The organism is Klebsiella sp. BIGb0149 (genome assembly GCF_004362605.1).
GTDB lineage: Bacteria > Pseudomonadota > Gammaproteobacteria > Enterobacterales > Enterobacteriaceae > Klebsiella > Klebsiella terrigena.
Genome location: NZ_SNYG01000002.1, coordinates 412,372 through 424,711 on the forward strand (window position 1 = coordinate 412,372; position 12,340 = coordinate 424,711).

The following is a 12,340-nucleotide window of genomic DNA, read 5'->3' on the forward strand; positions in this document are numbered from 1 at the left end:
AGGATTAAACTGAAAGGTTGGAGTATTTACACGCTACGCTTTGCCTTCTGCTTGTAACGATCGAAGATAACCGCCGCCAGCAGGATCACGCCGCGCACCACATACTGCGAGAAAGGCGAGATATTGAGCAGGTTCATCGCATTCTCGACGGTGCCGAGGATCAGGATCCCGGCGATCACGTACGAAATCTTGCCGATCCCCCCTTTTAGCGACACGCCGCCCAGCACGCAGGCGGAGATCACAATCAGCTCATAGCCAATCGAGGTCATCGGCTGACCGCTGGTCATTCGCGATGCCAGAATAATCCCCGCCGCGGCAGAAACCAGACCGGAGATAACGAAGATAATAATCCTGGTGCGCACGACCGGCACCCCTGCCAGACGCGCGGCCTCTTCATTGCCACCGATTGCCAGAGTATTACGGCCAAAGGTGGTTTTGTTCAGCAGCAGACCAAAGATTATCAGGCAGCCCACGGTCAGCCAAATAGGCGCCGGCAGGCCGAACCAGTTGGCGTAGCCGAGGGTGAAGAAGCGCTCATCTTCAATGCCCACCGCTTTGCCATCGGAGATAATATAGGCCAGCCCGCGAACAATCTGCATCGTCGCCAGGGTGGTTATCAGGGCGTTGATTTTCAGCCGGGCGATAACAAAACCGTTGACCAGGCCGCTTAACGCCCCCAGCAGCAGGCCGGCGGCAATGCCGATCCACATGCTTTCGGTGAGGTTGATAACCACCGCGGTGGTCACGCCCGCGCAGGCGATAACCGACGCAATCGAGAGATCGAAATCGCCGGATGCCAGGCAAAACAGCATCCCGCAGGCCACCATGCCGGACATCGAAATCGCCAGCCCGAGGCCTTTCATATTGATGAAAGAGGCAAAGTTCGGCACAAAAATCACGCAGCCGATAAACAGCACGGCAAAGACGACCAGCATTCCAAACTGATCCCAGACACGGGCAAAGCTGAAGGCGGATCGACGGGTATTTGAGGTGGTAACAGAGGACATCATTGACTCCTTTACTCAGGCGACCGCCTGGCTCACTTTTGGCATCGCAAGGCTTAACGCCTGCTGTTCATTCGCATCTTCATGCAGCAGTTCACCCGCCACTTCCCCTTCGCGCATCACGACGATGCGGTCCGCAACGCCAAGCACTTCGGGTAAATCGCTGGAGGCAAAGACGACGGCCACGCCGGATGCCGCCAGCGCGTAGATGACGTTGTAAATTTCATGCCTGGCGCCGACGTCTATCCCGCGGGTCGGCTCATCGAGCAGGATCACCTTCATCTCCTCGGAGAGCCAGCGCCCCAAAATCGCCTTCTGCTGATTACCGCCGGAGAGGTTCATAATCAGCTGCTCGGGTCCCGGCGTTTTAATATTAAGGGACTGAATATGGCGGTCGGCGTTCTGCGCCTCCCAGCCGTTGTTGATCAGGCAGCCGGCGTGAATATGCTTACGTCGGGCGCTGATGTTGATATTGTCGCGCACCGAGTGCACCGGAATAATGCCTTCGGCTTTACGATCCTCCGGACACAGCATCATCCCGGCCTGAATCGCCTGCGCCGGTTTACGAATATCGATGGCTTCCCCGTCGATGTAGACCTGACCGCCGGTGATGCGGGTTCCGCCAAACAGACCTTTCAGCAGCTCGCTGCGCCCGGCGCCCACCAGGCCAAAGAGGCCGACGATTTCTCCGCTGCGCACCGCCAGGCTCACCGGCGTTCTTACGCCCGGCGCTTTTACCTGCTCCAGGCGCAGGCGCTCGCTGCCGTACTCGCGCGGCTTCCAGCCGTAGACGTCCCCTAAATCGCGCCCCACCATCGCCTGCACCAGCGCATCGTGGTTCACCGTCTGCATATCGTCGAAGGTCCGCACATAGCGGCCGTCCTTGAAAACGGTGATCGCGTCGCTCAGGGCAAAGATCTCCTCCATGCGGTGCGAGACGTAAATAATGACCCGCCCCTCCTCACGCAGCTCGCGAATAACCCGGAACAGGTTGTCGATTTCACGGGCGGAAAGGGAGCTGGTCGGTTCGTCAAAAGCGATAACCTTGGCGTTGCGCGTCAGCGCCTTGGCGATCTCCACCATTTGCCATTGGCCGATGGAGAGGTACTTCAGCGGCGTTTGCGGATCGATATCCAGCCCCAGATGCTCCAGCTGCAGCCGCGCTTCGTAGTTAAGAAGCTTGCGGTCCACCATGCCGTATTTGTGCGGAAGCTGGCCGAGGTAGATATTTTCCGCGACGGTCATTTCCGGTATCAGGTGCAGCTCCTGGTAAATAATGGCGATCCCGGCGTTAAGCGCCTCGGTGGTGTTGCTAAACGCCATCTGCTGGCCGCGAACCTCCAGGCTGCCCGCGGTTGGTATATAGTTGCCGCTGAGGATCTTCAGCAGCGTGGATTTTCCGGCGCCGTTTTCTCCCATCAGGGCGTGAACCTGGCCGGCATAGCAGTCAAAGCTAATATCGGACAGCGCCTTAACGCCCGGGAAAGTCATGGTGATGCCGCGAAATGAGAGATAAGGGGTAGACTGTTGCATAACGACTCCGCTCTACTGCGCTCAGCCTCCCGCGGCTGCGGGAGGCATGGTTAGCAGGCCTTACAGCCCTTTTTTCGCCAGCTCTTCTTTGAAGTTATCGCGGGTAATCAACACGACGTCGGTGACCGCCGTGAATTTCGGCGGTTCGACGCCCTTGGTTACCCAGTTGTAGAGCATCTCGCTGGTTTTGTAGCCGTGAATATCCGGGCTCGGCAGCAGAGAGCCGTAGAAGCCGGTGGCCTGCGCCTTGGAGAGCTCGTTGACCGCATCCACGCCGTTAATACCGATACCAATCACATCCGGAGCCTTGAAGCCCTGCCCTTCGGTAGCGCGAACGCCGCCCAGGACGGTGTTATCGTTCATCCCGACGATCAGCCAGTGTTTGACCTGCGGGTGCTGGACCAGCATCGAGTTGCCGGCATCGAAGGCGCCGGGGATATCGTTGGATTTCGTCGGCACGCGGTAGATCTGTTTATCCGGGAAGCCGGCGGCTTTCAGGGCATCCAGCGAACCGGTGGTGCGGCGACGCGCGGTATCGAGCTCATCGGCGGTGATCGCCATCACCCCGGTATCCTTCACCTCCCAGCCGCGTTTTTGCATCTCCTTATAGAGCTCCTGGCCCTGACGAGCGCCAATCTCGCTGGCCGCCATCATCACCAGCGGAACGCTCTCCATCGGCTTGCCTTTGGCGTTAACGAACTGATCGTCGACGGTGATGACCTTCATGTCATAGCCGCGAGCTTTGGCGACAATCGCCGCCCCGAGCTTCGGATCCGGCGTACAAATAACAAACCCCTTCGCGCCGCTGGCGGCCAGGCTGTCGATCGCGTTAAGCGTTTTTTCGCCGTCCGGTACGGCGATTTTAACAACCTCAAAACCTAAATCTTTACCGGCCTTATCGGCAAATTTCCATTCAGTTTGAAACCACGGCTCTTCCGGCTGCTTGACCAGAAAACCGAGCTTAAGCGTTTCCGCCATAGCTGATTGTGACATAACCGCAGCGAGACCGATCGCCGCCAGCGCTTTAGTAAATTTGTGCATGGTAAACTCCAGCTTAAATTCGCTTTTATGTAGGGAAATATCGGATCTAAAAATTTTTATCAGACTTAAAACAAGGTATTAGAAAAATCTCATCCAACGATGCCGTTGTTGAAATAGTAATAGCCGGAAATCAATTCTCCATACGAGAGCATTATCACATCGCGGAATTACAGTAATTGAGTGCATAAATTCAGCGAAAAATGACATAAAAAAAGCGCTAATTGTCAGACAATTAGTGCAGTCATAAGCAGTATTATCCATATCACCAGCAGAGTTATCCCTGTGACGCATTTAGCGCAGCGCGCCCGGCATGCGGAACCGCAATCGACGCCAGCGGTTGCCCTCCCCCGGCCCCCTCCTCCCGGCGATATCAGGCGCTACGCACGACATCACGATTTATTGACACAATCGTCATTGCCTTGAAATATTATTTCACGGTGTTCAGCAATAAAAATTAAAAAATGATCCAGCGCAATGTTGCGCCAGCAGAACCGTGACAATTACATGACGCAGTTAAACATGCGACGCGTTTATTTTAATTAAGCGCTGCTCATGTAAATATCATACAACTACGTAATATGACTGAAGGGTTTGATAAGACTGACGAATAATCCGATAAAAATCAAATATAATCAACACCTTAAATGACACTCAATTTAATAAATATGCTAATAAATAGCCTGCTATCAGCGGATGGTGTAACTAAACGTAAATCCTTCCGGTTAAGAGTTTTCTTAAGTAAATTCTGAGAGTATTCTATATTTGTGGATATCGGAAATATCATTTCTGGCCACTCATGGAGAGCGCGGAATTATATTATTCCGCCAGTAAACTTTCGTGTGAAGGTCTCGTAATGAAGCTGTTGGGGGCGAAAGCTCTTAACCCGCGAAGACCCCCTTCCAGATTAATAAGGATATTTTATGGTAGTTGCAGGAATGGCTCAAAAGCTGAATAACCAGATGAATCTTGAGTTCCGCGCGTCGAACTCGTATCTGCATCTGAGCGAGTGGTGTGCACAGCAGCGCCTGAACGGCACCGCGACGTTTCTCCGCACCCAGGCGCAGTCCTGCGTCACGCTGATGATGCGGGTATTCGAATTTATGAAAAAGGGCGGCGAGTGGCCTATCGTGAAGGCCGAAGGGACCTATCATCAGGAGTGCAGCTCCCTCGAAGATCTGTTTACCCAGACTCTTGCCGACTATGAACAGCGCAGCAGCCTGCTCGCCGGTCTGGCAGAAGAAGCTAAAGCGCAAAGCGATGATTCCACCTGGCGCTTTTTGACCCTCTTAGAGAAAGAGCAGCAGCAGGACGGCATTCTCCTGCAAACCGTTCTCGATGAAGTGCGTAGCGCCGATAAAGCCGGTATCTGTCTGCAGCAAACCGACCGCCGCCTGATGGATCTGGTGGCGCAGCAGCGCCATTAATCCGGCTTAGGTAAACGCCTTCAGGCTGGCTAAAGTCAGAGGGAACCACCGCTATAGGGCACCGTTCAGGCTATTAATGAAAGGTGCCCGATAATTCACCTCCCGCTCCGTTCTGCTATCGCCAGTCCCGTCTGAGAACCCAGCGGCCAGCCTTCGGCATCGTTTCAGGCCTCCTCCCGCATGGCCCGCACGCTCCCCCGCCCCGGCATTTTGGCGCTTCGCAGCCGTTTGTTATTCCTAAAAAGCATTAAAAACTTTTAAGCCGATCGCATTACTGCGCAGCTAAATCGCCTGACCGATGATTAGTGACGGGGATCACTTTTTAAGCCGTGAGTTAATAATATAAAAACGCTGTTTCAAAAATTTAAAACAAGAGGTTTATATTAATGGCAAGATACGCGGCTTCAGCCTCGCAAGGGCTGCAGGGAAGACCGATTTTGTTACGCCATCAGCTCGCCTACGGCGGCGGCAACTTACTGGGGAGCGGCGCGCTGGCAATCAGCGGCGCCTGGTTACTCTATTTTTATACGACATTTTGCGGGCTGACGCTGATCGAGGCCTCGCTAATTTTCTCGATCGCCAGCATTATCGACGCCATTAGTAACCCGTTAATGGGCTATCTTACGGATAACTTCGGTAAAACCCGGCTCGGCAAACGCTTTGGCCGGCGGCGCTTCTTTTTGCTCATCGGCATTCCGCTGATGATGTTTTACCCGCTGCTGTGGGTAGAGGGTCTCGGCTTTTGGTACTACCTCAGCACCTACGTGATCTTCGAGATTATTTATACCTCAATCATGGTACCTTACGAAACGTTGGCCACCGAAATGACCGACGATTTCTCATTACGTTCTAAGCTCACCGGTTATAAAGCCATTTTTGGCAAGCTGGCAAACTTCCTCGCGGCCTTTATTCCGGGCCAGTTCATCCTGCTGTACGGCAAGGATTCCGCCACCCCGTTCTTCCTGACCGGCCTGACCTACGGCATCATTCTGATCGTCGCTATCTCCTGCCTGTGGTACTGCAGCTGGGAGCGTCCGCGGGAAGAGGAGAGCAGCGTCAGCGAGAAGAGAGGGCTGCTCAATACGCTGCTGCTGCTGGCTAAAGATATGCGTTCGACTTTTTATTTACGCGTCTTCCGCAAGCATCTCGGCATGTACCTGTGTGGTTTTGGCGCGGAATGGCTGTTTGCCTCCATCTTTACCTATTTTGTTATCTTCGTTCTGCAGCACGATCCGGCGATGGTTGCCGGGCTGAACAGCCTGAACTCGATTCTGCAGCTGGTCTCTACCGCGCTGTTCATCGGACTGTGCGTGAAAAAAGGCTTCAGCAAGCCCTATATCCTCGCGCTGAGCGTGGTTATTTTCTCGGTACTGCTCTACACCTCGCTGTGGTTTTTCCATCTTCCGGCGCACCTCGCTACCGTGCTGATGTTCGGGATCACCGTCCTGTTTGGCCTCGGAACCGGCGGCGTGTACTACATCCCATGGACCGTTTATACCTTCCTTGCCGATGTAGATGAGATTTACACCGGCCGCCGTCGCGAGGGAATTTATGCCGGCGCCATGACCTTCTCCGGGAAAATACTGCGCTCTATCATCGTCTTCACCATGGGAGCTATTCTCAGCTTCTACGGCTTCCAGTCGAAGGCGCACGCCCAGCCGGAAAGCGCGGTTACGGCGATTGCCGTGGTGTTCTGTAGCGGAGTGGTGCTGCTGGCTCTGGCCGCGATCGTATTCAGCAAGCAGATGAAGCTGGATCGCAAAGCCCATATGGTGGTCTTACAGGAGGTTGCACGGATTAAAGCAGGAGGCAAAATCGGCGATATCGCGCCGGAGGTACGGGTTGTCGTTGAGGATCTCGTCGGCCATCGCTACGAAGAGTGCTGGGGTAACAGCAAGCTGTTTAGGAGTGAAGAGGCGACCCCGGCCCGTTCCGCAGTCTCCCACCAGGCCTGATGGACACCCCGCCACCACGCGTGGCGGGGTAAAACCAATTAGTGGGCTTCGCTTTGCGGGGTGAACTTCAGCTCAATCAGGGCAATCGCTTTTTGCACCGCACGCATCGTAACCGGGTCGGACGATGAAGGATGGCTTGAAAAATCAATCGCTTTAAGCTGAGTCGCCATCTTTTCGCGGACCTCTACAGGGGCGATAACGTCAATGACATCGAGGATCTGTTTGATAACCAGCTGACAGGCAACCACGTCGGAAACCAGCTCGTCTTGTTCGGTAAGGTGTTGAGACATTTTTTGCTCCTTTTTGCAGGAGCGTAATAGTACCCTAAATCTGCTGAGATAAAAAAACCTGCCGCAGCAGGTTTTTTTATCAGAACATGCCGGCTGGCGGCACATCTTTGAAGGTCTTGCAGTAGGTGTCAAAAATGCTTTTCAGAATCTTGCGCAGCTTCATGACGTCACTCCGTTTTTGTTATGCAGGTGTTAATGCTCGCTCGACTATAATATGACCGCCATCACAAAAATCAATTTAAATGTGCGCCAAATCACAAAAATAATTGCAGACTGAATTTTAAATTTAACAAAAAACGAGCGGAGCCGGAGCCTTCCCCCTCTCCTGCTCACGATCTCAGCATGCTATGGCAACAACATAATGACGACAAACATCTCCGCCCGGGAAGACCGGGCGTTCTCGGCGCCAGCGCTGCTGGTCGCCGGGGCCTTTTTCATGGAGTTTCTCGACGGAACGGTGATCGCCACCGCGCTACCGGACATGGCGAAAGATTTTGGCGTGGCGGCGGTGGATCTCAATATCGGGATCAGCGCCTACCTGATTACGCTGGCGGTGTTGATCCCGGCCAGCGGCTGGATAGCCGATCGCTTCGGCGCGCGCAGGGTCTTCACCCTCGCGCTGGCGATTTTTACCCTTGCCTCGGTGTTTTGCGGCCTTTCCACCAGCGTCGATACCTTCGTCGCCATGCGTATTCTGCAGGGAATGGGCGGCGCGTTGATGGTCCCGGTCGGCCGGCTGGCGGTGCTGCGTACCACCCCCAAGCACCAGCTGATTAAGGCCATTGCGACGCTGACCTGGCCCGCGCTGGTGGCGCCGATTATTGGCCCGCCGCTGGGCGGCTTTATTACCAGCTACGCCAGCTGGCACTGGATTTTCTTTATTAACGTCCCGCTGGGTCTCGCGGCGATGGCGCTGTCGCTGCGCATTATTCCCGATATTCGCGAGGAGGAGCGGCGCCCGTTCGACCTTCCCGGCTTCCTGGCCACCTCTGTTGCCATGGTCAGCCTGGTCAGCGCCATGGAGATCCTCGGCGACAACCGGCCCGAGGGCTGGCAAACCCTGGCGCTGCTGGGGCTTGGGATCGGCTGCATGCTGTTCTCGCTGCGCCACTTCCGCCGCGCCGCCTGGCCCATGGTGCGCCTCGATGCGCTGCGGGTCCCCACATTCAGGGTCACCATGTACGGCGGCTCGCTGTTTCGCGCCTCCATCAGCGCCGTGCCTTTCCTGCTGCCGCTGCTGTTCCAGGTGGGATTCGGCATGGATCCGTTCCACTCGGGGCTGCTGGTGCTCGCCGTGTTCGTCGGTAACTTCACGATTAAACCCGCCACCACGCCGCTTATCCGCTGGCTCGGCTTTCGCCGCCTGCTGCTGATTAACGGCGCGCTCAACGTTCTGTCGCTACTGGCCTGCGCATTTTTGACTCCGCAAACGCCGGTGTGGTTAATCCTGCTGATCCTGTTCCTCGGCGGCGTTTTCCGATCGATTCAGTTCACCGGCATCAGCACGCTGGCCTTTGCCGATGTGCCCTCCCCGCAGATGAGCTACGCCAACACCCTGTTCAGCACCGCGTCGCAGCTGGCGGTTGGTTTAGGGATAACGCTTGGCGCGATAGGTATTCGTATCGGGGAAAAGCTGAGCGAATGGCTAAGCCTGTCGAATCTGCCCGGCATCAGCTTTCGACTCTCGTTTGTGTTTATTGCGCTGATTTGTCTGGTGGGAATGGTGGATAGCCTGAAGCTGACGGCGGATGCCGGAAGCAGCGTGTCGAACAAGAAAACGTAAGCGAAAGCAAGGCCAGCCGCGGCTGGCCTTGTCGAGGATTAACCGACAATGTGGCGAACGAACGTTTCGATCTCTTTGTCCTGGCAATTCTCGAAGAAGCACTGCTGGAAGCGCGGACCTGAGACGGCGGTTTTAACCAGTTCCGGGTCGATAGCGCGCAGCGTGTCGAGGTAATTCTCTTTCACCACCGCCGCTTTCACCGTATTCAGAATACCGGCATTGCGCACCTGCGGCTCTTTACGCTCCGGCGGATAGCCTTCCCCGTTACGGCCGGTGAACGCTTTTTCGAAAATAAAGCGCACGTTCAGCTCTGCGCCCCAGCCGAAACCTTTCGCAAACGGCAGAGAGAGCGCGTTGCCGTTGTTGATCTGGGCAAACAGGAAAGCGTCGGCAGGATCGATACAGTAGCCGCACACCACGCCCGGATGGATATTCAAAGACATCAGTGCGCCCTGGCCGGTGCCGCAGCCGGTGACCACGAAGTCCACCGCTTTGGAATTCAGCAGAATGCTGGCCATGATGCCCAGATGAATATAGGTCAGGTGATGATCGTGCTCATCGCTCATACCCACGTTGTAAACCGGGAAGCCTTTCTCGTCGGCAACGGCGTTGAGCTCGTTGAGGATGATGGCATTTTTGTTTGCCTGGCTGTTTTCCATCATCAGTGCAATTTTCATGCTTTACTCTCCTGAATGCTTTGCGGGTACTTCCGCGATAGGTCGTTAACGTTGGTATGACATTACTACTTAACAAACGCACTTTCAAATTTTATGAAAAGTTGTTTTATAAATTACGTAGCGCTTCACACTTTTGCCATCCAACCCCGTCCCCCGCTCTTTGCGCCTCCGCTTCCCTGCCGCTCCCCGATCGGCAAAACCCGCGCGAGGCCCTCAGCCGCTCGTCATTCGGTTGCACATATTGAGCTGACCCGGCGCTATTTATTAAATATCAATTAAAACCATTCTCATTAATTATTAAATTGCCAATGCGTTTTATTCCCATTTGCATTTTTAATAAATAAAGTTTTTAATTTACTTTTTGCAAATAAATAAATAACAAATTATAGTGAGAGCACAATAATCTTAATTACCTATATTTTCGGAGCACGCGCTATGCTGAAAACAGAAATGATCGATAAGCTCAATGAACAGATGAACCTTGAACTCTATTCCTCTTTGCTTTATCAGCAAATGAGCGCATGGTGCAGCTACCATAGCTTCGAAGGTGCGGCGGCGTTTCTTCGTCGTCACGCTCAGGAAGAGATGACCCATATGCAGCGCCTGTTCGACTACCTCACCGACACCGGCAGCCTGCCTTGCATCAACGCCATTGCCTCGCCGTTTGCCGAGTACGCATCGCTGGATGAGCTGTTCCGCGTTACCTACGAACACGAGCAGCTGATTACGCAGCAAATTAACGCCCTGGCCCACGCCGCGATGTCTGCACAGGACTATCCGACCTTTAATTTCCTGCAGTGGTATGTTGCCGAGCAGCACGAAGAAGAGAAACTGTTTAAATCCGTTATTGATAAACTGACCCTCGCCGGTAAAAGCGGTGAAGGTCTGTACTTTATTGATAAAGATCTGGCAACGCTCGATACGCAGAAATAATTATGCCGGCGACGATGCTTCGGCATTGTCGCCCCGCTAATGTTGGCAGATTTTACTTTCGCTGGTATTAAACCCGGCGTCTGCGGCAATAAACTTGCCCTTCTTCTGTAGAAATATCACCAGCTCCCCAGCGGTGAGGTTTTCCGCCGAACAGGTGTGAAAACGGGCCTCGTCGCCAAAGCGAGCGACTATCGCCGCTTCCAGGCTGGCAACGCTGTAGGGTTCGCCCGAAGCGATCATCATCTGCAGTACTTCATGACCGTGAATAGATTGCATAACTCCTCCTGTAAAGCATCCACGATAAACCACCTTATGGTTTCAGGCTTTGCGCCAGCGCAGCATTAGCGCGGCTCCCGGACTGTAAAGTTTTACTGACAAGAGCTGTAACCCTCATTTGACGAATCTGCTGATTTCACATACTCTGCGCGACATATTTTATTGTTAATTCCTTCATGGATAGAGAGAAACGTGAAGAACCGCACTCTAGGTAGTATTTTAATCGTGGCAGGGACCACTATTGGCGCAGGGATGCTGGCAATGCCTCTGGCATCCGCTGGGGTCGGCTTCGGCGTCACGCTCGGGCTGCTGATCGCCCTGTGGGCTTTGATGTGCTATACCGCGCTGCTGCTGCTGGAGGTCTACCAGCACGTCCCGGCGGATATGGGGCTGGGCTCGCTCGCCGCCCGCTACCTCGGGCGCTACGGGCAGTGGATCACCGGTTTTTGCATGCTGTTCCTGATGTACGCCCTGACCGCCGCCTACATCAGCGGTGCGGGAGAGCTGTTGGCCTCCAGCCTGAACCAGTGGCTGCAGTGGAACCTTCCGCCGGCGGGCGGGGTGCTGCTGTTTACCGGCATTGGCGGAGCGGTGGTTTGCCTCGGGACCTCGCTGGTCGATCTGTTCAACCGCTTTTTATTCAGCGCCAAGATTATTTTTCTCGCCATTATGCTGGCCCTGCTGCTGCCGCACATTCATCAGATAAACCTGCTGACCCTACCGCTTCAGCAGGGGCTGGCGCTCTCGGCGATCCCGGTTATCTTTACCTCTTTTGGTTTTCACGGCAGCGTGCCGAGCATCGTCAGCTACCTTAACGGCGATATTCGTAAGCTGCGGCGGGTGTTTATCATCGGCAGCTTTATCCCACTGGTGGCCTATATTTTCTGGCAGCTGGCGACGCTGGGCAGCATTAGCTCTCCAACCTTTGCCGCCCTTCTGGGACAGCATGCAGGGCTGAACGGCCTGCTGGAGGCTATCAGAGAAGTCGTCGCCTCACCGCACGTTGAGCTGGCGGTGCATCTGTTTGCCGATCTGGCGCTGGCCACGTCGTTCCTCGGCGTCGCGTTGGGGTTATTTGATTATCTGGCCGACCTGTTTCAGCGTAAAAATACGCCGGGCGGGCGCGTGCAAAGCGGCGTCATCACCTTTGTACCGCCGCTGGCCTTCTCGCTGTTCTACCCTCGCGGCTTCGTAATGGCGCTGGGCTATGCGGGCGTTGCCCTCGCCGTGCTGGCGCTGATGCTGCCTGCGCTGCTGGTCATGAAGAGTCGTCAGCAGCATCCGCACGCGACGTGGCGGGTTATCGGCGGAACGCCGGCGCTGTGGCTGGTCCTGCTGTGCGGTATCGCTATCGTGTTGATTCAGGTTTGTATCGCGATCGGCGTTTTGCCTGCCGTCGGATAAAAGAGTAAGGGGCCTGTCGG

Annotated in this window: 12 protein-coding genes; 5 read left to right on the forward strand and 7 right to left on the reverse strand. The window is 54.8% G+C overall.

Annotation, left to right across the window (positions count from 1 at the left end):
- Positions 1 to 26 precede the first annotated feature (26 nt).
- Genes araH through EDF75_RS08725 form a run of 3 tightly spaced genes read right to left on the reverse strand, consistent with a single transcriptional unit; the run spans position 27 to position 3,578 of the window.
- Positions 27 to 1,007 carry an L-arabinose ABC transporter permease AraH gene (gene araH, locus EDF75_RS08715; protein WP_133599420.1) on the reverse strand — a complete coding sequence of 327 codons (981 nt, stop codon included), beginning with the start codon at positions 1,005 to 1,007 and terminating at the stop codon, positions 27 to 29.
- A gap of 15 nt (positions 1,008 to 1,022) precedes the next feature.
- A complete protein-coding gene (gene araG, locus EDF75_RS08720; RefSeq protein WP_133598558.1) occupies positions 1,023 to 2,537 on the reverse strand; it encodes an L-arabinose ABC transporter ATP-binding protein AraG in 1,515 nt (504 codons plus the stop codon).
- 60 nt (positions 2,538 to 2,597) lie between these two features.
- Positions 2,598 to 3,578 (reverse strand): arabinose ABC transporter substrate-binding protein, encoded by a 981-nt coding sequence (locus EDF75_RS08725; RefSeq protein ID WP_133598560.1) that lies wholly within the window; start codon positions 3,576 to 3,578, stop codon positions 2,598 to 2,600.
- Between the two features lie 920 nt (positions 3,579 to 4,498).
- Here EDF75_RS08725 and EDF75_RS08730 point away from each other — a divergent pair.
- A complete protein-coding gene (locus EDF75_RS08730) occupies positions 4,499 to 5,002 on the forward strand; it encodes a non-heme ferritin-like protein (protein WP_133598562.1) in 504 nt (167 codons plus the stop codon).
- Positions 5,003 to 5,439: 437 nt separating this feature from the next.
- Positions 5,440 to 6,957: an MFS transporter gene (locus EDF75_RS08735; RefSeq protein WP_166646164.1), complete on the forward strand. Its 1,518-nt coding sequence runs from the start codon at positions 5,440 to 5,442 to the stop codon at positions 6,955 to 6,957.
- Positions 6,958 to 6,995: 38 nt separating this feature from the next.
- Here EDF75_RS08735 and EDF75_RS08740 read toward each other — a convergent pair whose 3' ends face one another.
- Together EDF75_RS08740 and azuC are read right to left on the reverse strand one after the other, a co-directional pair.
- Positions 6,996 to 7,247, reverse strand: coding sequence for a DUF2766 family protein (locus EDF75_RS08740; protein WP_041146262.1), 252 nt, complete (start codon positions 7,245 to 7,247; stop codon positions 6,996 to 6,998).
- Positions 7,248 to 7,326: 79 nt separating this feature from the next.
- Positions 7,327 to 7,410 carry a stress response protein AzuC gene (azuC, locus tag EDF75_RS08745; RefSeq protein WP_113771133.1) on the reverse strand — a complete coding sequence of 28 codons (84 nt, stop codon included), beginning with the start codon at positions 7,408 to 7,410 and terminating at the stop codon, positions 7,327 to 7,329.
- A 198-nt stretch (positions 7,411 to 7,608) separates the two neighbouring features.
- Between azuC and EDF75_RS08750 the strand changes: the two genes are divergently transcribed.
- Positions 7,609 to 9,030, forward strand: a complete 1,422-nt coding sequence (locus EDF75_RS08750; RefSeq protein WP_133598566.1) for an MFS transporter — start codon at positions 7,609 to 7,611, stop codon at positions 9,028 to 9,030.
- 38 nt (positions 9,031 to 9,068) lie between these two features.
- Here the strand turns inward: EDF75_RS08750 and EDF75_RS08755 are convergent, their stop codons facing one another.
- The gene (locus EDF75_RS08755) at positions 9,069 to 9,707 is read right to left on the reverse strand and encodes an RpiB/LacA/LacB family sugar-phosphate isomerase (RefSeq protein WP_133598568.1); all 639 of its coding nucleotides are present in this window, start codon (positions 9,705 to 9,707) and stop codon (positions 9,069 to 9,071) included.
- 435 nt (positions 9,708 to 10,142) lie between these two features.
- Here EDF75_RS08755 and ftnA point away from each other — a divergent pair, with 435 nt between their 5' ends.
- On the forward strand, positions 10,143 to 10,640 hold the full coding sequence (ftnA, locus tag EDF75_RS08760; protein ID WP_045859271.1) for a non-heme ferritin: 498 nt from the start codon (positions 10,143 to 10,145) through the stop codon (positions 10,638 to 10,640).
- A 36-nt stretch (positions 10,641 to 10,676) separates the two neighbouring features.
- Here ftnA and EDF75_RS08765 read toward each other — a convergent pair whose 3' ends face one another.
- Complete coding sequence (locus tag EDF75_RS08765) at positions 10,677 to 10,916, reverse strand: YecH family metal-binding protein (protein WP_041146266.1); 240 nt, start codon at positions 10,914 to 10,916, stop codon at positions 10,677 to 10,679.
- A 192-nt stretch (positions 10,917 to 11,108) separates the two neighbouring features.
- Between EDF75_RS08765 and tyrP the strand changes: the two genes are divergently transcribed.
- The gene (gene tyrP / locus EDF75_RS08770) at positions 11,109 to 12,320 is read left to right on the forward strand and encodes a tyrosine transporter TyrP (RefSeq protein WP_133598570.1); all 1,212 of its coding nucleotides are present in this window, start codon (positions 11,109 to 11,111) and stop codon (positions 12,318 to 12,320) included.
- Positions 12,321 to 12,340 lie beyond the last annotated feature (20 nt).

Excerpts from the sequence above, each read along its gene's own strand:
- araH (WP_133599420.1), bottom strand. The coding sequence starts at position 1,007 with ATGTCCTCTGTTACCACCTCAAATACCCGTCGATCCGCCTTCAGCTTT.
- araG (WP_133598558.1), bottom strand. The coding sequence starts at position 2,537 with ATGCAACAGTCTACCCCTTATCTCTCATTTCGCGGCATCACCATGACT.
- EDF75_RS08725 (WP_133598560.1), bottom strand. The coding sequence starts at position 3,578 with ATGCACAAATTTACTAAAGCGCTGGCGGCGATCGGTCTCGCTGCGGTT.
- EDF75_RS08730 (WP_133598562.1), top strand. The coding sequence starts at position 4,499 with ATGGTAGTTGCAGGAATGGCTCAAAAGCTGAATAACCAGATGAATCTT.
- EDF75_RS08740 (WP_041146262.1), bottom strand. The coding sequence starts at position 7,247 with ATGTCTCAACACCTTACCGAACAAGACGAGCTGGTTTCCGACGTGGTT.
- azuC (WP_113771133.1), bottom strand. The coding sequence starts at position 7,410 with ATGAAGCTGCGCAAGATTCTGAAAAGCATTTTTGACACCTACTGCAAG.
- EDF75_RS08750 (WP_133598566.1), top strand. The coding sequence starts at position 7,609 with ATGACGACAAACATCTCCGCCCGGGAAGACCGGGCGTTCTCGGCGCCA.
- EDF75_RS08755 (WP_133598568.1), bottom strand. The coding sequence starts at position 9,707 with ATGAAAATTGCACTGATGATGGAAAACAGCCAGGCAAACAAAAATGCC.
- ftnA (WP_045859271.1), top strand. The coding sequence starts at position 10,143 with ATGCTGAAAACAGAAATGATCGATAAGCTCAATGAACAGATGAACCTT.
- EDF75_RS08765 (WP_041146266.1), bottom strand. The coding sequence starts at position 10,916 with ATGCAATCTATTCACGGTCATGAAGTACTGCAGATGATGATCGCTTCG.